Annotated in this window: 21 protein-coding genes, 1 tRNA gene and 1 other RNA gene; 13 read left to right on the top strand and 10 right to left on the bottom strand. The window is 68.0% G+C overall.

Translation table 11 applies throughout. The features are described 5' to 3' along the window. Window positions 1-682 (bottom strand): AAA family ATPase (locus Q7J26_RS11655; protein ID WP_304936591.1); only part of this gene is annotated, 682 nt, incomplete at its 3' end. Between the two features lie 321 nt (window positions 683-1,003). Next, window positions 1,004-1,099, bottom strand: an RNA gene (ffs, locus tag Q7J26_RS11650) — signal recognition particle sRNA small type. A gap of 49 nt (window positions 1,100-1,148) precedes the next feature. Here ffs and nudC point away from each other — a divergent pair. Beyond that, on the top strand, window positions 1,149-2,069 hold the full coding sequence (gene nudC, locus Q7J26_RS11645) for an NAD(+) diphosphatase (RefSeq protein WP_304936590.1): 921 nt from the start codon (window positions 1,149-1,151) through the stop codon (window positions 2,067-2,069). Window positions 2,070-2,100: 31 nt separating this feature from the next. On the opposite strand, the gene Q7J26_RS11640 is transcribed toward nudC, so the two are convergent. Then, on the bottom strand, window positions 2,101-2,823 hold the full coding sequence (locus Q7J26_RS11640; protein WP_304936589.1) for a 3-deoxy-manno-octulosonate cytidylyltransferase: 723 nt from the start codon (window positions 2,821-2,823) through the stop codon (window positions 2,101-2,103). Window positions 2,824-2,982: 159 nt separating this feature from the next. Here Q7J26_RS11640 and Q7J26_RS11635 point away from each other — a divergent pair, with 159 nt between their 5' ends. After that, window positions 2,983-3,702, top strand: a complete 720-nt coding sequence (locus tag Q7J26_RS11635) for a cytochrome c family protein (RefSeq protein WP_304936588.1) — start codon at window positions 2,983-2,985, stop codon at window positions 3,700-3,702. 75 nt (window positions 3,703-3,777) lie between these two features. Here Q7J26_RS11635 and Q7J26_RS11630 read toward each other — a convergent pair whose 3' ends face one another. Beyond that, entirely contained in the window at window positions 3,778-4,392 is a 615-nt protein-coding gene (locus Q7J26_RS11630) for a malonic semialdehyde reductase (protein ID WP_304936587.1), read from the bottom strand. Between the two features lie 165 nt (window positions 4,393-4,557). Between Q7J26_RS11630 and Q7J26_RS11625 the strand changes: the two genes are divergently transcribed. The 9 genes from Q7J26_RS11625 (at window position 4,558) to Q7J26_RS11585 (ending at window position 10,559) form a co-directional block, all read left to right on the top strand. Next, window positions 4,558-4,887 (top strand): YbaB/EbfC family nucleoid-associated protein, encoded by a 330-nt coding sequence (locus Q7J26_RS11625; RefSeq protein WP_304936586.1) that lies wholly within the window; start codon window positions 4,558-4,560, stop codon window positions 4,885-4,887. Next, a complete protein-coding gene (gene recR, locus Q7J26_RS11620; RefSeq protein WP_304936585.1) occupies window positions 4,887-5,489 on the top strand; it encodes a recombination mediator RecR in 603 nt (200 codons plus the stop codon). Before Q7J26_RS11625 ends, recR begins: the two co-directional genes overlap by 1 nt. 70 nt (window positions 5,490-5,559) lie before the next feature. Then, window positions 5,560-5,808, top strand: coding sequence for a hypothetical protein (locus Q7J26_RS11615; RefSeq protein WP_304936584.1), 249 nt, complete (start codon window positions 5,560-5,562; stop codon window positions 5,806-5,808). A 47-nt stretch (window positions 5,809-5,855) separates the two neighbouring features. Continuing rightward, complete coding sequence (locus Q7J26_RS11610; RefSeq protein ID WP_304936583.1) at window positions 5,856-6,845, top strand: SPFH domain-containing protein; 990 nt, start codon at window positions 5,856-5,858, stop codon at window positions 6,843-6,845. 67 nt (window positions 6,846-6,912) lie between these two features. Then, entirely contained in the window at window positions 6,913-8,127 is a 1,215-nt protein-coding gene (locus Q7J26_RS11605; RefSeq protein ID WP_304936582.1) for a DNA recombination protein RmuC, read from the top strand. Between the two features lie 81 nt (window positions 8,128-8,208). Continuing rightward, window positions 8,209-8,673, top strand: coding sequence for a hypothetical protein (locus Q7J26_RS11600; RefSeq protein WP_304936581.1), 465 nt, complete (start codon window positions 8,209-8,211; stop codon window positions 8,671-8,673). Between the two features lie 10 nt (window positions 8,674-8,683). Further along, the gene (locus Q7J26_RS11595; protein ID WP_304936580.1) at window positions 8,684-8,872 is read left to right on the top strand and encodes a helix-turn-helix transcriptional regulator; all 189 of its coding nucleotides are present in this window, start codon (window positions 8,684-8,686) and stop codon (window positions 8,870-8,872) included. 8 nt (window positions 8,873-8,880) lie between these two features. After that, entirely contained in the window at window positions 8,881-9,540 is a 660-nt protein-coding gene (locus Q7J26_RS11590; protein WP_304936579.1) for a hypothetical protein, read from the top strand. A gap of 44 nt (window positions 9,541-9,584) precedes the next feature. Further along, complete coding sequence (locus tag Q7J26_RS11585; RefSeq protein ID WP_304936578.1) at window positions 9,585-10,559, top strand: TraB/GumN family protein; 975 nt, start codon at window positions 9,585-9,587, stop codon at window positions 10,557-10,559. 22 nt (window positions 10,560-10,581) lie between these two features. On the opposite strand, the gene Q7J26_RS11580 is transcribed toward Q7J26_RS11585, so the two are convergent. Next, on the bottom strand, window positions 10,582-10,710 hold the full coding sequence (locus Q7J26_RS11580; RefSeq protein WP_304936577.1) for a hypothetical protein: 129 nt from the start codon (window positions 10,708-10,710) through the stop codon (window positions 10,582-10,584). 85 nt (window positions 10,711-10,795) lie between these two features. Between Q7J26_RS11580 and Q7J26_RS11575 the strand changes: the two genes are divergently transcribed. Next, window positions 10,796-10,870, top strand: a tRNA-Gly gene (locus Q7J26_RS11575). 23 nt (window positions 10,871-10,893) lie between these two features. Here Q7J26_RS11575 and Q7J26_RS11570 read toward each other — a convergent pair. The 3 genes from Q7J26_RS11570 to Q7J26_RS11560 form a co-directional block, all read right to left on the bottom strand. Beyond that, window positions 10,894-11,124: a hypothetical protein gene (locus tag Q7J26_RS11570; RefSeq protein ID WP_304936576.1), complete on the bottom strand. Its 231-nt coding sequence runs from the start codon at window positions 11,122-11,124 to the stop codon at window positions 10,894-10,896. 79 nt (window positions 11,125-11,203) lie between these two features. Continuing rightward, complete coding sequence (locus Q7J26_RS11565) at window positions 11,204-11,761, bottom strand: ActR/PrrA/RegA family redox response regulator transcription factor (protein ID WP_304936575.1); 558 nt, start codon at window positions 11,759-11,761, stop codon at window positions 11,204-11,206. Window positions 11,762-11,870: 109 nt separating this feature from the next. Beyond that, a complete protein-coding gene (locus Q7J26_RS11560; RefSeq protein ID WP_304936574.1) occupies window positions 11,871-13,331 on the bottom strand; it encodes an ActS/PrrB/RegB family redox-sensitive histidine kinase in 1,461 nt (486 codons plus the stop codon). 44 nt (window positions 13,332-13,375) lie between these two features. Here Q7J26_RS11560 and Q7J26_RS11555 point away from each other — a divergent pair, with 44 nt between their 5' ends. Continuing rightward, window positions 13,376-13,996 carry an SCO family protein gene (locus Q7J26_RS11555; RefSeq protein ID WP_304936573.1) on the top strand — a complete coding sequence of 207 codons (621 nt, stop codon included), beginning with the start codon at window positions 13,376-13,378 and terminating at the stop codon, window positions 13,994-13,996. Here Q7J26_RS11555 and Q7J26_RS11550 read toward each other — a convergent pair. Both Q7J26_RS11550 and Q7J26_RS11545 read right to left on the bottom strand, forming a co-directional pair. Continuing rightward, window positions 13,993-15,621 carry a peptide chain release factor 3 gene (locus tag Q7J26_RS11550; RefSeq protein ID WP_304936572.1) on the bottom strand — a complete coding sequence of 543 codons (1,629 nt, stop codon included), beginning with the start codon at window positions 15,619-15,621 and terminating at the stop codon, window positions 13,993-13,995. The genes Q7J26_RS11555 and Q7J26_RS11550 overlap by 4 nt on opposite strands. 31 nt (window positions 15,622-15,652) lie before the next feature. Then, window positions 15,653-17,029, bottom strand: a 1,377-nt coding sequence (locus tag Q7J26_RS11545) for a lipopolysaccharide assembly protein LapB (RefSeq protein WP_304936571.1), incomplete at its 5' end; no start/stop codon positions are given.

Here is a 17,029-nt window from a genome sequence, read left to right as displayed (position 1 = left end):
TGGTGGCGAAGATGAATTTGGCGTGGGGCGGCGGCTCCTCCAGCGTCTTCAGCAGGGCGTTGAACGCCTGCGTCGACAGCATGTGGACCTCGTCCAGCACATAGACCTTGTAGCGCGCCTCGACCGGCGCATACCGGACGCTCTCCAGGATGTCGCGGATGTCGTTGACGCCGGTGTGGGACGCGGCGTCCATCTCCATCACGTCCATATGCTGGCCGGCCATGATGGCGGCGTCGTGCCGGCCGTGGGCGGTCAGGGTCAGGGACGGCCGGTCGATGACGTCGGTCTCGTTGTTCAGGGCGCGAGCCAGCAGGCGGGCGGTGGTCGTCTTGCCGACCCCCCGCACTCCGGTCAGCATGAAGGCGTGGGCGATGCGGCCGGTGGCGAAGGCGTTGGTCAGGGTGCGCACCATCGCCTCCTGCCCGATCAGATCCTCGAAGGTGCGCGGCCGGTATTTGCGCGCCAGCACCTGATAGGCGGACCCGTCGTCGGCATGGGCCTCGACCCCAGCGTGGGCGACGGCGGGGACGGTGACGGTCGGCGCCGGGGCGGCGGGTTCGGGCGCTGCGGGTTCGGGCGGGGCGGCCGGCGCGCCGAACATGTCGTCGGTGTTCTCGTCGCGCGCGAGGACCTCGTCCTCTTCCCAGGGCGGGCCGTCGAGATTCGGGTCGTTGTCCGTCATGGGAGAAGTCTTACAGCGGGTCAGCGGCGGGAAGAAGGGATTCTCGGCTCTCAAGCCGCACGAGCGGGGCTAACCTCTTCTTTCGTCATTCCGGGCGAAGCGTAGCGGAGACCCGGAACCCGGCGGCGTCGAAGGCGAAATCTATCCGCCGTAGGATGCCGAAAGACAGAATCCGCGACAGGTTCGCGCTCTCGCGCGCCGCTGGGTTCCGGGTCTTCGGGCCAAGGGGCCTTACGCCCGGAATGACGAAAGGGGAGGGGAGCGATACGCGCTCAAGGCGCGAGCGACCGCGTCGCGAGCGTAGCGCACCAACAATGTTATGAAGTAGAGACCGCGCGACCCGAAGGGGAATTCGTTGTGGCTGCTGCCTTCCGGCCCTGACCAGGTTGGCGAAGCCTTCGCCCGCGCGATCTCCGAGAGGGGATATGACGGGTGCGGCGAACGGAATCAAGGGTTACAAGGCCGCATGGCTCATCAGAACATCTTCTCCGGCAACCCGCTCGACCGCGCCGGCGACCTGCGCAACGATTCCGAATGGTTGGCCGAGCAGGAGGCCAACCCCGAGGCCAAGGCCATGGTCCTGTGGGAAGGCCGACCCCTGGTCGAGGAGACGGCGGAGGGACCGCGCCTGACCTGGCTGTCGTTGAAACATGCGCGCGACATCGTGCCGGACCGGGATGTCTTCCTGGGTCTGTGGAAGGAGGCGCCGGTCTTCGCCATCGAGTTCGAGGGCTCCATCGACCCGACCGACGGGCCGCTGGGCGGGCTGGGCGTCTTTCACGAGATGCGCGGCGCGGCGGCGATTCTGCCGGCGGGGGATGCGGCCATGGCGGGCGGGGCCAAGAGCCTGTTCGACTGGCGACGCAAACACGGCTTCTGCGCCAACTGCGGCACGCTGAGCGAGACGACCTCGGGCGGGTGGAAACGGCGCTGTCCGGCCTGCGGGACCGAACATTTCCCGCGCGTGGATCCGGTCACCATCATGCTGCCGGTCTATAAGGGAGGGCCTGAGCCGATCTGCCTGCTGGGGCGCCAAGCGGCCTGGCCCGTCGGGCGAATGTCGGCCCTGGCTGGATTTCTGGAGCCCGGCGAATCCATCGAGGAGGCCTGCGCGCGCGAGGTCAAGGAAGAGGCCGGCCTGACCGTGATCGATACGGCCTATCACTCCAGCCAGCCCTGGCCCTTCCCGTCGCAACTGATGATCGGCCTGATCGCCGAGGTGTCGGATGATCAGGCCCGGCCCGATCAGACCGAGCTGGAATCGGTGGCCTGGCTGACGCGGGCCGAGGCGCGGGCGGTGCTGACCGGCGACCACCCGACCATCCAGGCCCCGCCGTCCTTCGCCATCGCCCACAGCCTGATCAAGGCCTGGGCGGAGGAGGAGTAATCTCCCTCCCCATGAAGGGGAGGGAGAATCGTCACGCCAGCGCCCGCGCCGCCTCCAGGTCCGCAGGATTGTCGACCGACAGGGGGGCTTCGTCGATGACGGCGGCCCAGATCTGCATCCCCATCTCCAGCGCCCGCAGCTGTTCCAGCTTCTCGCGCTTCTCCAGCGGCGATTGGGGCGCGGCACAGAAGCGGTTCAGGGCTGCGCGGCGATAGCCGTAGACGCCGATATGACGCCAGATCGGCGCGTCGCCGTACAGGGTCGAGCGGGTGAAATAGAGGGTGCGGGCCTGGCGCTCGTTCTCGCCCAGGGCCAGGACCGCCTTGACCACGTCGGGATTGGTGCGGTCCGAAACATCGGCCTCGGCGGCGACCAGGGTGGCGATGTCGCAGGTGGGTTCGCCATGCAGTATGGCGGCGCAGGCCACGGCCAAGCCGGGACTGGCGAAGGGCATGTCGCCCTGGACGTTGATCACGGCGTCAAAATCGCCTTCAGGATCGATGGCGTCCACGGCGGCGCGGATACGGTCCGAGCCCGAGGGCAGGTCGGGATCGGTCAGAATGGCCCGACCGCCGATGGCCTCGATGGCGGCGACGATCTCGGGATCGCCGGCGGCGACCGCGACCGGCAGGCCCGAGGCCTCGGCCTGTTGATAGGCCCGCACGATCATGGGCTTGCCGCCGATATCGGCCAAAGGCTTGTTCGGCAGACGGGTCGCCGCCATGCGAGCGGGTATCAATATCAACGGATTCATGAGTCTACTCGGAGCCTGCCTGGAGCAGCCGCCGCTCTTGGAGCGTTCGCGCCGGTTGCGAACCCCGCGCTACCGTGTAAGACCTGATCAGGCAAGGAAGGCTTCGCTGCGTAAGACAGCGGAGGTGGGAAACCTTAGGGACGGGATGAGACGACGCGCATGAGCGGCGATCTGAAATGGAACAAGATCTTCGGTGCGGCCTTGGGGACGGCGTTCGTCATCCTGGTCGTGCAACAGGCGTCGGGCCTGATCTATCATTCCGCACCGCCGGAAAAGATGGGCTATTTCGTCGATGCGCCCGATGAGGCCGCCGGCGCGGAACAGGCCGAGCTGCCGCCGGATTGGGGCACGGTCCTGCCGGCTGCGGATATGGCCGCCGGCGAAGCGGCCTTCGCGCGCTGCCAGGCCTGCCACAATGTGACGCAAGGCGGGGCGGACGGCATCGGTCCGAACCTGTACGGCGTCGTCGGCGGGCCGGTGATGCACCGGGCGGGCTTCGCCTATTCGGACGCCATGGCCAAGCACAAGGCCGAGGCGCCGACCTGGGGCTATGACGAACTGAACAGCTTCATCACCGCCCCGGCCCGCTATGTGCCGGGCACCAAGATGTCCTTCGCCGGCATCCGCGACACCCAGACCCGGATCAATCTGATCGCCTGGCTGCGGACCCAGGGTTCGGGCGGCTTCGCCATTCCCGCCTCCGATCCGGCCCGTCAGCCGGGCGCTGCGGCCCCGGCCGAAGGAGAGGCGCCGCCTGCCGAGGGCGCGCCTGCGACCGAGGCGACCGGCGAGACCCCGGCTGTCGGCGCGGCGCCCACGACGCAGCAGACCCCGGCTGCTCCGCCCGCTGCGACCAGCGCGGCGCCGCCGAACAACTGATCGATCCAAGATCACCGAATTGAATCGGGGCGGCCTGCGAAGGCCGCCCCGTTTTTCTTGGGTGGTTGCGCGGGATCAGAGGATCTTTGCGGCCTCGTCGAACGACAGGCGCGGCGAGCGCGGGAACAGGTTCTCGTCCGTGCCGTAACCCAGGTTGAGGATATAGTTCGGCTCGACATGGCTGTCGGGGAAGAACTCGGCCTTCACCGCCGCGGCGTCGAAACCGGACATGGGGCCGACGTCCAGACCCAGTGCGCGGGCGGCGATGGTCAGGTAGCCGCCCTGAAGCGAGGCGTTGCGGAAGGCGCTCTCGCGACGCCCGGCCTCGTCGGCGAACCAGGCCTTGGCGCCGGGCGCGTGCGGGAACAGGGCGTCCAGATGCTCGTGGAAGTCGATGTCCTGACCGATGATCAGGTTCACCGGCGCCTGCTGGGTCTTGGCGCGATTGCCCTCGCTCATCAGCGGGATCAGGCGCGCCTTGGCCTCGGGCGAGGTGACGAAGACGAAACGGGCCGGGCTGGCGTTGACGGCCGTGGGGCCGAACTTGGTCAGGTCGTACAGTTGGCGCAGCAGTTCCGGCGCGACGGGGCGGTCGCTCCAGGCGTTGCGGGTGCGCGCCTCGGTGAAGAGTTGCGACAGGGCGGCGTCCGACAGCGGGGCGTCGCGTTGGGTGATGGCGTCATAGGCCATGGGAGAGCGTCCTGATTACGAAAAGCAACAAGTGCAGGTGCTGATTTAGTCGCTTCAGCAACTGCTTCAAGTGCGAATGTCGCAATCCATCGTTTCCAAAGGCGTGTTCGTCGTCATGGCGAAACACCCCTGTCGCACCGCCCGGCTTCGTCTTATCTAGGGGGCATGAAAGACCTTACCCAACTGATGCAGCAGGCCCAGGCGATGCAGCAAAAGCTGCAGGACGCCCAGGCCAGGATGGCCGAAACCACCGCCGAGGGTTCCTCCGGCGGCGGCCTTGTGACCGTGTCGCTCAAGGGCGCCGGCGAGATCACCGCGATCAAGATCGACGACAGCCTGTTGTCGCCCGGCGAGGGCGAGATTCTGGCCGACCTGATCGTGGCCGCCCACGCCGACGCCAAGCGCAAGCTGGACGAGGTCAACAACGCCCTGATGCGTGAGGCCGCAGGGCCCATGGCCGGGATGAATATTCCCGGAATGCCGAAACTGTTCTGATGGCCGCCTCCGCCGGGCCGGAGATCGAACGGCTGATCTCCCTTCTCGCCAAGCTTCCGGGCCTGGGCCCGCGCTCGGCCCGGCGCGCGGCCCTGGCCCTGCTGAAGCGACGCGAGCAGCTGCTTGTGCCGCTGGCGGCGTCGCTGGCCGAGACGGCCGAGAAGGTCGTGTCCTGCTCGGTCTGCGGCGCGCCCGACACCCGCGACCCCTGCGCCATCTGTTCGGATGGATCGCGCGACAACGGCCTGATCTGCGTGGTCGAGGAGGCCGGCGCGCTGTGGGCCATGGAGCGGTCTGGCGCCTTCCGCGGCAAATATCATGTGCTGGGCGGCCTGTTGTCGGCCCTCGACGGGGTCGGCCCCGAACATCTGCGCATCGCCGAACTGGTCGGCAGGGTGAGGGGAGGGGCCGTGCGCGAGGTCGTCCTGGCCCTGCCCGCCACCGTCGACGGCCAGACCACCGCCCACTATGTCGCCGAACGCATCTCGGGGCCGGACGTCCAGGTCACCTCCCTGGCGCGCGGCGTGCCGGTGGGCGGCGAACTGGACTGGCTGGACGACGGCACCATCGTTCAAGCCATGCGGGCGCGCCGGCCGGCGTGACGATCCGCCGGGATTGATCCCGGTCTCGAAACGCGCTGTGGTGGTCGTCAGGTGTTCGTGGGGGCGAAGAATGGGGCGTGAGGTCAAGGTGGCGCTGGGCGCTACGGCGGGAATCGCCGCCCTGGTGATCGGGTTCATCTTTCTGGTCCGGTTCGCCGTGCCCCTGATCCTGGAAGCGCATTTCGCCGGCAGTCTGATCACCGCCGCGGTGGTCGGGATCGCCGGCATTCTGGCCCTGTGCTGGGCGGCGTGGCGACTTTTCGCCTGGGCGTCGCGGGCGTTGGGCGTATCTGACAATGTCTCGGGGGGAGACCAATGAGCTTTGGAACCGGCGGGATAAAACCGCCCAGCCTGCGGGGCGGGTCCGTGACGCGCACCGTCCTCATGATCTCAGCCATACTGGGGCTGATCGTGGTCGCCTCGATCAGCGTCTCGTCGTGCAGCGTCACGGTCGAGAGCGGCTACATGGGCATCAAGACCACCAAGTTCGGGCCGAACCCCGGCGTCCAGAAGGAAGAGCTTGGCCCTGGCTTCCACTGGGAGGGGATCGGCGAGAAGATCCGCACCTATCAGACCCTGCAACGCACCTATTCCTACACGCGCGAGCCGAACGCCGACGGACGCGAGAACGAGGAGATCATGTTCTCCGACGTGCTGGGCCTGCCCATGACCGCCGACGTGGCCCTGACCTTCAAGGTGCGCGAGGATCGGGCGGCCGACCTCTACGCCACCTGGCGCCAGGAGTTCGACGCCTTCATCGACGGCCCGTTGCGCACCTCGGTGCGCGCCGCCATCGCCCGTGAGACGGAAAAGCTTCCGGTCGCCTGCAACGCCCAGCAATCGACAGTCCCGGTCGTCGCCCCCGTGGCGGCCCCCGGCGCGCCTGTCGTTCCCGTCGGCACCCAGGACGCCGAGGATTGCCCCGGCCAACTGATCGGCCCGGGCCGCCAGATCGTGCTTCAAAAAGCGATGCAGGCCCTGCAACGCGAATGGGCGCCCCAGGGGCTGGACATCATCCGCATGGAGTGGGTCGGGTCGATCCGCTATCCCGAGAGCGTCGTCGCCGCCATCCAGTCGCGCACCACGGCCGAGCAGAACACGCGCGCGGCCCTGGAGCGGGTCAATCTGGAACGCGCCAACGCCGAGGCCCGCATCGCCCAGGCCCGCGGCCAGGCCGAGGCCAACCGGCTGCTGGCGGAATCGATCCGGTCCAACCCCGAGGTGGTCCGTCTGCGCGAGGTCGAACGCACCCTGGGCGTCTGCCCGCTGGATGCGGAAACCTGCGTCGTCGGCTCCGGCATCGACGTCTCGGCCCTGATCGCATCGCGCAACGCGGCGTCGGGCGCGGATCGTTAAAGCCCTTCCCGGAAGGTCGGTCGCGGATCGGCTTTTCCGGGAGGGCGACTCCCGCTAGGAACGGAGCATGAACATGCTCGCGCCGATCCTCGCCGTCCTCGCCGCCGCCTTCGGGGGCGGGTTCCTGTGGGCCTATATGGGCTGGCAGAGGGCGCAGGGGGAGCTGTCGGCGGCCCTGGCGCGGATCGATCTGGTCGAGCAGAGCCGGGTCACCATGGGCGAGCTGCTGAAAGCCCAGGCGGCCCAGTCGGCCCATGTGGTGGCGGACCAGATGGTCAGCCGCGCGACCGAGACCTTCCGCGCTCAGGACGAGCTGGCGCGCGAGCGGATGGCGGCCCAGCTGAAGCCGGTGGCCGACACCCTGACGAAGTTTCAGGAACATGTGGCGGCGCTGGAAAAGACCCGCGCCGAGGAGACTGGCGGTCTCAAGGAACAGCTGACCCAGTTGATGGCCGCCTCGTCGGCGACGCGGGATGAGGCGCGCAAACTGACCGAGGCCCTGCGCGGCAACACCGGCCGGCGCGGTCGCTGGGGCGAACAGACCTGCCGCAATGTGCTGGAGGCCGCCGGCATGGCCGGGCGGTTCGACTTCACCGAACAGACCTCCAGCGCCGACGACGAGGGGCGGCAGAACCGGCCGGACTTCCTGGTGCGCCTGCCGGGCGGCGGCCTGTTCGTGATCGACGCCAAGGTGCCGCTGGCCTTTGACGACGAGGAGGGCGACGAAGAGGCGCGCGCCCGCTCGGTCGGTCTGCGCATCGCCGCCAGTCTGAAGACCCACGTCCGCCAGCTGTCGTCCAAGGCCTATCAGGACCAGTTCAAGCCCAGCCCGGATTTCGTCGTCCTGTTCGTGCCGGGCGACAGCTTCCTGGCCTCCGCCCTGGACCATGCGCCGGACCTGTTGTCCGACGCGATGGAATCGCGGGTCGTCATCGCCACTCCCTCCACCCTGTTCGCCCTGTGCAAGGCCGTCGCCTACGGCTGGCGGGCCGAGGAACAGGCGGCCAACGCCGACAAGGTCGCGGCCCTGGGACGCGAACTCTACAAGCGGCTGTCGGTCATGGGCGGCCACGCCTCGGCGGTGGGTCGGGCGCTGGATCAGGCCGTCGGCAAATATAACCAGTTCGTCGGCTCGCTGGAGAGCCAGGTCATGGTCTCCGCCCGCCGGTTCGAGGATTTGCAGGTGGACCACGAGGGCAAGGAGATCCTGGCCCTGCAACCGGTTGAGACCCTGCCGCGCACCATCACCCGCCCTGAACTGACGGGGCCGGCAGACAACTGACCTTGTCTCTTTGACAAGGGTGCTTGACAGGCGCGGCGGCGGAGGTAAAGTGACCTTGTCATAAAGACAAGGAGGGGCGACATGAGCCCGCGTTCGAAGTCCGTACTGTTTTACCTCGGGGGCATGCTGGTGCTCGGCTTCGTCGCCGGCCTCGCCGGCGGATGGGTGGGCCATCTTGAAGCCTCCGATCCGGCGCTCGCTGCGCAGATCGCGCCCTTCGAGCTGGTCGGCATCGCCGTCTTGGGCGTGGCGGGCATGGTCTTCGCTCTGGTGGTGAGCGTGCGCTGGATGCGCGTGATCGACGAGGCGGCGCGGGAAGCGCACAAGTCCGCCTGGTTCTGGGGCGGATCCGTCGGTCTGCTCGCCGCCATGCCCATCCTGATGATGGCGGTCTTGCCGCAAACCGCCGACTGGCGTCTGCCCGATTGGTTCTTCGGTCGTACAGATCCGATGGCCTATGCGGCCATGGGGGCCTGGGCGCTGATCAGCCTCATGCTGCTCGGTTATGGCGTCGCCTGGGCCGTCTGGTGGTTGCAGCGCCGGTGAGGGCTGAACCATGAACAACCGCCTCAAGGTGCTGCGGGCCGAACGCGACTGGTCCCAGGCCCATCTCGCCGAACTGCTGGGCGTGTCGCGCCAGACGGTCAATGCGCTGGAAACCGGCCGCTACGACCCCTCCCTGCCGCTGGCCTTCAAGATCGCCCGCGTCTTCGACCAACCCATCGAATCCATCTTCTCGGAATAGAGATAGCCATGAGCAATCGCTTGTTCTCGACCTGGCCGGGCTGGGCCCGGAAAGTCGCCAAGATGGTCGTTTTCGGCCTGTTCGGCGTGGTGTTCGGCTACGGCGTCGGCTGGCTTTTGACGGCCAAGATCTTTCCCGGCGCGCCGTCGCCGTCTGATCTGAGCCTGCGCTGGTCCGATGTTCTCGCCGGCCTGGTCGCCTTCGGCCTGGTCTTCGGGGCGGCGTCGGTGCTGATCGCCAGTCTGGACGCCCGCCGCATGGGGCAAATGTATGGGCTGGAGGGCGCGGCCTCGCCGTCCGAGATCGCCCAGGCCCGGCTTCAGGCCTTCGTGATGGGGTTTTCGGGCTTCATCCTGGTCCTGCCGGTGGTGTTCAGCCTGGCAGGGGGCTCCCCTGTACTGGGCGTCGGCATCATCGGCCTGCTGCTGGTCTTGCACACGCTGATGAACTTCAAGGTCTATCGCCAGGCGGACGAACTGCTGCGCCGCGCGGTTCTGGAAACCGCCACCGCGACCTTCTTCCTCGGCCAGGGGCTGCTGTTCGCCTGGGCCGTCGCCGAACGGCTGGGCGTGGCCCCGCCGATCACCGCCTGGGACATCTACGCTGTCCTGATGACCCTCTACCTCGCCGTTTCCGTGACCGTCAGCGTCCGGCGCGGCCTGGCCTGACCCTTTTCTTCACCTCACTCTTCTTCAAACCAAGGACCAAGATCATGACCCTTTCCAAGCGCCTGAAATCCTCCGTCTCCAATCTTGCTCAGGGCGTCGTCGGCGTCGCCGCCGGCCTGGCCCTGGTCTTCGCCATCGCCGGCGCCCCCGGCGAGGCTTTCGCCCAGGCCGCTGTTGCGCAAACCGCCCCGGCGGCCGCCCCCGCCATCCAGGGACAGGGCCCGGCCCTGTGGGTGGTCAAGGACGCGGACTCGACCCTGTATCTGTTCGGCACGGTCCATGTGCTGCGCCCGACCACCGGCTGGGCCAGCCCGCGCGTCAACGCCGCCTTCGACAGCGCCTCGGACATCTGGTTCGAGATCAGCAATCCGGACGACCAGGCGGCGGTCGTACCCCTGGTTCAGCAATACGGCCTGTCGCCGGAAACCCCGCTCTCCAGCCGCCTGACCGCCGAAGAACTGGCCCAGCTGGACGTCGCCGCCCAGAGCATCGGCGCCTCGGCCGCCCAGCTGGAACCGATGAAGCCCTGGCTGGTCGCCCTGTCCCTGTCGGTCGCCCCCGTGCTGAAGGCCGGCTATGATCCCAAGTCCGGCGTCGAGCCGTCGTTGAAGGCGCGCGCCGAGGCGGCCGGCAAGCCGGTCCACGGCCTGGAGACCATCGAGGATCAGATCGGCATGCTGGCGACCCTGCCGGACGACGTCCAGCTGGAGCTGCTGCGCGAGACGCTGAAGGATTATGATCAGGCCGTGACCCTGCTCGATTCCATGGTCGAAGCCTGGTCCAAGGGCGACGTCGAGGCCCTGGATGAACTGGTGGTCGAAGACATGAAGGCCGATGCGCCTGAACTGTATAAGGTGCTGCTGGTCGACCGGAACACCGACTGGGCGAACCAGATCCAGACCCAGCTCCAGGGCTCCGGCACCGCCTTCATCGCCGTGGGCGCCGCCCACCTGGCCGGCGACGACAGCGTCCAGGCCATCCTGAAGTCGCGCGGCGTCGCCGTCGAAAGCGTCGAATAGAAGAACGGAAAAGCGGCGGCGCTCAGGCCTGATTGACGCCCCAGGCGAAGATCACCCAGGACGCCGCCGCGATCCCCGCCGCCAGGATCGCGACCGCCAGACAGCCGAAGCCGAGCCCCTCCAGCCCGCGCCTGTCCTCGCCCCGCCTCATCCGCCCGCTCCGCGCCACAACAGTCCCCGCAACCTTGCCCTGCCGTCTTGAGCCGCGCCAGCGCTGCGTCTAAGGAAGGCGTCGCGCGGGCGTAGTTCAGAGGTAGAACGTCAGCTTCCCAAGCTGAATGTCGTGGGTTCGATTCCCATCGCCCGCTCCAGACACCCGCCCTCGTCTTGACGATCAGCGCAGAGGCGCGGGACGGAGCCTGGCCGAACGGCCGGAGGCGCCTCGCTCCGCGCTGAAACGGCACAGATAGCGGCGGAACAGTTCGCCCTGTTCGTAGGCGGTTTCTTTCGTCGTCGTGTCGCCGGTCACGGCCGCTTCGCCGTCGTCGCCCAGCACGCGCCAGTTCCACAGGCCGGGGCGGACCTCGGCCAGAAGCAAGGCGAAATCGGTGTGTTGCGCGGCCATGCCCCATCCGTCCCAAAGCGAGAAGCTGGTCCGGTAAGACGCAAGTCTGCGGCCACGCCTTGGCCGATGCCGCCTCGGCTCAGCGCGGGGCGCGCTTGGCCAGGATGCGTTGCAGGGTGCGGCGGTGCATGCCCAGGCGACGCGCGGTCTCCGAGACATTGTGGTCGCACAGCTCGTAGACGCGCTGGATATGTTCCCAGCGCACCCGGTCGGCGCTCATCGGATTGTCCGGCGGCTCGGGCGCCTCGTCGGCGGTGGCCAGCAGGGCCTTTACCACGTCGTCGGCGTCGGCGGGTTTGGACAGATAGTCGACCGCCCCGGCCTTGACCGCCTCCACGGCCGTGGCGATTGCGCCGTAGACGGTCAGCATGACGATGCGGGCGTCCTCACGCCGGTCGCGCACCGCCTCGACGACCTTCAGGCCGTTGCCGTCTTCCAGCCGCATGTCCAGCACGGCGAAGGCCGGCGCCTTGTCGCGCAGCAACTGAGTGGCCTCGGCGACCGACTCGGCGGTGGTCACCTCAAAGCCGCGCGCCTCCAGCGCCCGCCCCATTCGGGTGCGAAGGGCCTGGTCGTCGTCCAGCAGCAGCAGGGACTTGTCGGGCAGGGCGGCGATACGGGCGTCTATCTCGGGCATAGGTCTCTCCTGCCGCTTCAAGTCGGGACCGGTAGCGCGCAGGTCAAGGCCAAGGTTCCCCCTGCGACGCTTCGACCCAACCGGCGACTTGATCTGCGACCGGACGATGTCACGCCGCCACCTCCAGCGCCGGCCGGGCCCAGCGCACCGCCACACGGGCCCCGCGCGCCGGCGAACGGGTCTCGGACGCAGTCTCGGACCGGGGCAGGCCCTGGCCCACGCTGACCACGCCGCCGGTCCGTTCCAGCAGGGTCCGGGCGATGAAGAAGCCCAGGCCCATGCCGCCCTGGCTGGGGGCGATGGGCGTCTCGGGCCTGGCGTCGCGGCGCTTGGACGTGGCGGCGGCGATCTGGGCGGCCAGGGCCAGGCGCGCCTTGCCCTGGGGCCGGCTGGTCACATAGGGCTCGCCCAGCCGGGGCAGGATGTCGCTGGCGAAGCCGGGGCCGTCGTCCAGTATGGCGATCTCGATCCAGCCGGCGTCGACCAGGGCCTGGACCCGCACGGTGGAGGCAGCGAAGTCGGCGGCGTTCTCGACCAGGGTGGACAGGCCGTGGACCACCTCGGGCATCCGACGCACGCGCGGCGCGGGTTGGCCCGGCGGCGTCTTGACCAGGACCTCGAAGTTCAGATCGAAGCCCCGGTGCGGCTCCACCACCTCTTCCAGCAGGGCCTTCAGCGCCACATCGGCGTACAGGGCGTCGTCGCCCTCGGGCTGTTGCGAAAGTTGGGTCAGGATGCCCCGGCACCGCTCGGCCTGTTGCAGGATCAGGGCGGCGTCCTCGGCCGCCTCGCTGTCGGGGGCCGATGCGCGCTGAAGCTCCTTGGCCACGACCTGGATGGTGGCCAGCGGCGTGCCCAACTCGTGCGCCGCCGCCGCCGCCAGCCCGCCCAGGGCCGCCAGACGCTGCTCGCGTTGCAGCACGTCCTGGGTCGTGGCCAGGGCCAGCTCCAGTTTCTCGGCGTCGGCCGCCACGCGCCAGGCGTAGCCGGCGGTGAAGACCACCCCCGTCACCAGGGCCATGGCCATGCCCAGCCGATAGAGCAGCGGCAGATGGAAATTCTCGTGTGCGCGCCAGGGCAGGGGTTCGGACCAGAAGAACAGCACGCCCACCGCGATCAGGGCCAGCACCCCCAGCGCCAGGGCCTGGCGCGCGGGCAGGGCCGCCGCCGCGATCGTCACCGGCGCGACCAGCAACAGGCAGAAGGGGTTCTCCAACCCGCCGGTCAGGCCCAGCAGGACGCCCAGTTGGAAGATGTCGAATCCCAGATGGAGGGCCGTCTGGCGTCCGTCGGGCAGGCTGGCCTCCAGCCGCCGCACCCGCGCCATGGCCCCCACATTCACCGCCGCGCTGACGGCGATGACGATCAGGCAGGGCCACAGGGGCAGGGGAAAGTGCAGCCCCTGCGACGCCGTCAGGATCGCCGCGCTCTGGCCCAGGATCGTCAGCCAGCGCAGCACGATCAGGGTCCGCAGCGAAAAGCCCCGGCCCCGGCGAGGCGCCTCGCGCCAGCCGGCTTCCGACAACGGGGTGGGCGCATGCGGCGCGATGCGGTCTTCTGTCGAGGTCACGGGCCTTCTATAGACCGGGTCCGAGGTTTTCGTCAGAGGTCGTCATGCCGCGTCGTTCCATCCTGCTGTTCGCGGGCGCCTGTATCGCCATCGCCGCCGCCCTGGCCATCGTCACCGTGGTGGTGGTCGGCGGTCGCGCGGCCCCGACCAACGGCGAGATCGGCTCCACCGGCCAGCCCCTGATCGGCGGCGACTTCCAGCTGGTCAACCAGGATGGCGCGACCGTCGATCAGACGATGCTGAACGGCAAATGGAGCCTGGTCTTCTTCGGCTTCACCTACTGCCCCGAGTTCTGCCCCACCACCCTGGCCGAGATGGCGGCGGTGCAGCAGCGGCTGGGGGACAAGGCGGATGATCTTCAGATCGTCTTCGTCAGCATCGACCCGGAACGCGACACGCCCCAGCAGTTGAAGGACTATCTGTCATCCGACGGCTTCCCCAAGGGGACCATCGGCCTGACGGGCACGCCGGACCAGGTGGCCCAGGCCGCCAAGGCCTATCGCGCCTATTACGAGAAGGTGGGCGAGGGCGCAGACTATACGATGAACCACTCGCTGGCCGTCTATCTGATGGGACCGGACGGCAAGTTCCGCACCAGCATCTCCTATGGTCTCGGCCCCGACAAATCGACCAAGATCATTGAAGACGCGATGGCGCGGGGCTAACCCCGCTCACGGGTCTTGGTGAAGGCGATCTTGGGGAAGCGTTCGCCGACATAGCCGGTCTCCCAGCTCGACTTGGCCAGGAAGACGGGCGCCTGGTCGATGTCGCGGGCCATCTGGGGGCGGTACTTGCCCGAGAAGTCCTCGATGTCCGCATCTGAACCGTTGACCCAGCGGGCCTCCGCATAGGGGGAGGGTTCGAAGATCACGTCCAGGCCGTATTCCTCGCCCAGCCGGTCGGCCATGACCTCGAACTGCAGCTGGCCGACGGCGCCGACGATGAAGTCCGAGCCGATCTCGGGGCGGAACAACTGGGTCACGCCCTCTTCGGCCAGGCCGTCCAGCGCTTTCTTCAGGTGTTTGGCCTTCAACGGATCCTTGACCCGGACCCGTTGCAGGATTTCGGGCGCGAAGTTCGGCAGGCCGGCGAACCGGACCATCCCGCTCTCCGAAAGGCTGTCGCCGACGCGCAGCACCCCGTGGTTCGGAATGCCGATCACGTCGCCCGCGAAGGCGTCGTCGGCCAGTTCCCGGTCGCTGGCGAAGAACATGATCGGCGCATTGACCGACAGGGACTTGCCCGTGTTCTGCACCTTCAGCTTCATGCCGCGCTTGAAGGCGCCCGAGGCCATGCGGAACATGGCGATCCGGTCGCGGTGGTTGGGGTCCATATTGGCCTGGACCTTGAAGACGAAGCCGGTGACCTCGTCGGCGCCGGGCTCGACCACCGTATCGACGGGGGCGGGGGCGTTGCGGGTCTCGGGCGGGGATTCCTTGCGGGCCTTCATCACCTTGGGCGCCGGGGCCCAGTCGCCGATGGCCTTCAGCAGTTCGTCGATGCCGAAGTGGCGCAGGGCCGAACCCCACAGCACCGGCGTCATATGGCCCTCCAGGAAGGCCTGACGGTCAAAGGCCGGATAGCCGCCCTCGACCAGTTCGACCGCCTCGGCCAGATTGTTCTGCTCGCCCGCCTCGAAATACTGGGTCGCCTGGTCCAGCGGCAGGGCGGCGGGGTGTTCGGGATCCTCGGCGGAGCCGGCGATCTTGCGGGTATAGGGCTGGAACCGGCCGGTGCCGACCTCGACCATGCCGCGCAGGCGATTGCCGCTCTCGGCCGGCCACCAGATCGGCGCAGGGTCCAGCTGCAGCCGCGATGCGATGTCGTCCAGCAGCGTCATCGGGTCCTGGGCTTCACGGTCCAGCTTGTTGATGAAGGTGATGATCGGAATGTCGCGCAGGCGGCAGACTTCGAACAGCTTCAGCGTCTGCGGCTCGATCCCCTTGGCGGCGTCCAGCACCATGATGGCGCAGTCGGCGGCGGTCAGGGTGCGATAGGTGTCTTCGGAGAAGTCCTCGTGCCCCGGCGTGTCCAGCAGGTTGAACATCTTGCCGTCGTGCTCGAACGTCATGACCGAGGCGCTGACGGAAATCCCGCGCTCCTTCTCGATCTTCATCCAGTCGGACCGCGTCCGCCGGTTCTCGCCACGCGCCCGCACGGCGCCGGCCGCACGAATGGCCCCGCCCGCCAGCAGGATATGCTCGGTCAGGGTCGTCTTGCCCGCATCCGGGTGGGCGATGATGGCGAAGGTCCGGCGGCGGGCCGCCTCCTCGGGCAGTGTCAGTGTCATGGCGCGCGACTAGCGCGCCCGGCCGAGAAAGTCACTCGCTGGCGGGCGCCGGCGGCGATTCCGGGCTGTCTTCGGGCGCATCGCCCGGTTCGTCGTCCGGTTCGCCCTCGCTGATCTGCGCGGCCTCAGCCTCCTCCGTCAGGGCCGGAAGGGCTCGCCCGGCCTCTAAGGCCGCGATCATTCGTTCGGCGAACTCCGAAGCGCCGCCGCCGTGAGGATTGTTGGTCAGGGGGCGCAGCACGGCTATGGCCTCGGCTGTTTGGTTGCGCTCCGCAAGGCCTCCGGCATAGCTGAACCGCACGCTGGCCAACTGCGGCGCTCGGTCCATGGCCAGGCCGAGCGTCAGCAAGTCGTTGTCGGTTGGGAAATCCGGGCGGCCCCTGCGCAATTCGATCAGCAAGGCCAAGGTCTGGTAGTCGTTGTCGCCGGCCGCATAGGCGCGCGCCAGATAGCCGCGCGCTTCCAGCTTCAGGGCTGTTTCCTGCGCCTCGTCTTCGGCGTCACGCGCCTGCCGCAGCTTTTCCTGCGCGAGGAACTGCAAGGCTTCGACGTGGTTCGGGTCGATCTCGATCAACCGCAGCAGGGCGCGTTCGCCCGCCGGTCGGTCGCCGAAGTGAAGCCCGGCGTGTCCCGCCGCCAGAAGGGCCAGGGGATCGTCGCCATGGCGGGCGGCGATGCGCGCCACTTCTCGACCGAGAGCTTCCCGATCTTCGTCCGGCACCCCCACCTTCAGCCTTTGATTGAGCAGCAGTAGATCGTTCGCTGACGGGGGCAGGCGCGTGACAGTCACCGGGACTTCGGGGAACTGGCCGGTGATCTTCGTGGCGGCCAGCCTTTCGCGCGTGTAGCGGCGCAGGGCGGCCCGCAGGTCGTTCAGCGTCATTCCCGTGGCCTCTTCCATGGCCTGCACAGGGTCGGCGCCGTCAGCGACAGCATTGATGTAGGTTTGCAGCTGAGCGGCCCGCTCCGGGTCGCTCATGAACCAATGGGTCAGAAGCCAGGCTATGGGATAATAGGTGTCGCGCTGGCTGCTCGACTTGACCTCGGCGGGATGCGACCGGAGCAGGGTTTCCAGCGGAATCCAACTCGCGTTCATGATCCAGTAGGCGCGGTTTTGGTTGAACCCGCCGAGAATGACGTCGTTCTCCTTGATCTCCGCAGTCATGTAATATTCGGCGAACCCCTCCACGAACCTGGAGGGATTGGCGCCGGTCATGTTGCCCAGCATGATATTGTTGGGGTACTCGTGCAGCATCTCGTCGTCCCGGGTCATGTCGTCGCCGTTTCCGCGCCGAATGGCGACAGCGAAAATATCCTCTTCCGTCGGCAGATAGATGCCGATGACGTGCTCCGCCGCCGAGGGGCGCACCTTCAACAGCCCGGACCTGTTTCCGACCAGGTAGATAGG

The sequence above is a fragment of the Brevundimonas sp. genome (assembly GCF_030656255.1).
In the GTDB taxonomy this organism is placed as follows: domain Bacteria; phylum Pseudomonadota; class Alphaproteobacteria; order Caulobacterales; family Caulobacteraceae; genus Brevundimonas.
This window is presented reverse-complemented; position numbering and strand designations above follow the sequence as displayed.

Bases quoted from the DNA above. Each gene is read 5' to 3' on its own strand.
- nudC (WP_304936590.1), top strand. From the start codon at position 1,149: ATGGCTCATCAGAACATCTTCTCCGGCAACCCGCTCGACCGCGCCGGC.
- Q7J26_RS11640 (WP_304936589.1), bottom strand. From the start codon at position 2,823: ATGAATCCGTTGATATTGATACCCGCTCGCATGGCGGCGACCCGTCTG.
- Q7J26_RS11635 (WP_304936588.1), top strand. From the start codon at position 2,983: ATGAGCGGCGATCTGAAATGGAACAAGATCTTCGGTGCGGCCTTGGGG.
- Q7J26_RS11630 (WP_304936587.1), bottom strand. From the start codon at position 4,392: ATGGCCTATGACGCCATCACCCAACGCGACGCCCCGCTGTCGGACGCC.
- Q7J26_RS11625 (WP_304936586.1), top strand. From the start codon at position 4,558: ATGAAAGACCTTACCCAACTGATGCAGCAGGCCCAGGCGATGCAGCAA.
- recR (WP_304936585.1), top strand. From the start codon at position 4,887: ATGGCCGCCTCCGCCGGGCCGGAGATCGAACGGCTGATCTCCCTTCTC.
- Q7J26_RS11615 (WP_304936584.1), top strand. From the start codon at position 5,560: ATGGGGCGTGAGGTCAAGGTGGCGCTGGGCGCTACGGCGGGAATCGCC.
- Q7J26_RS11605 (WP_304936582.1), top strand. From the start codon at position 6,913: ATGAACATGCTCGCGCCGATCCTCGCCGTCCTCGCCGCCGCCTTCGGG.
- Q7J26_RS11600 (WP_304936581.1), top strand. From the start codon at position 8,209: ATGAGCCCGCGTTCGAAGTCCGTACTGTTTTACCTCGGGGGCATGCTG.
- Q7J26_RS11595 (WP_304936580.1), top strand. From the start codon at position 8,684: ATGAACAACCGCCTCAAGGTGCTGCGGGCCGAACGCGACTGGTCCCAG.
- Q7J26_RS11590 (WP_304936579.1), top strand. From the start codon at position 8,881: ATGAGCAATCGCTTGTTCTCGACCTGGCCGGGCTGGGCCCGGAAAGTC.
- Q7J26_RS11585 (WP_304936578.1), top strand. From the start codon at position 9,585: ATGACCCTTTCCAAGCGCCTGAAATCCTCCGTCTCCAATCTTGCTCAG.
- Q7J26_RS11580 (WP_304936577.1), bottom strand. From the start codon at position 10,710: ATGAGGCGGGGCGAGGACAGGCGCGGGCTGGAGGGGCTCGGCTTCGGC.
- Q7J26_RS11570 (WP_304936576.1), bottom strand. From the start codon at position 11,124: ATGGCCGCGCAACACACCGATTTCGCCTTGCTTCTGGCCGAGGTCCGC.
- Q7J26_RS11565 (WP_304936575.1), bottom strand. From the start codon at position 11,761: ATGCCCGAGATAGACGCCCGTATCGCCGCCCTGCCCGACAAGTCCCTG.
- Q7J26_RS11555 (WP_304936573.1), top strand. From the start codon at position 13,376: ATGCCGCGTCGTTCCATCCTGCTGTTCGCGGGCGCCTGTATCGCCATC.
- Q7J26_RS11550 (WP_304936572.1), bottom strand. From the start codon at position 15,621: ATGACACTGACACTGCCCGAGGAGGCGGCCCGCCGCCGGACCTTCGCC.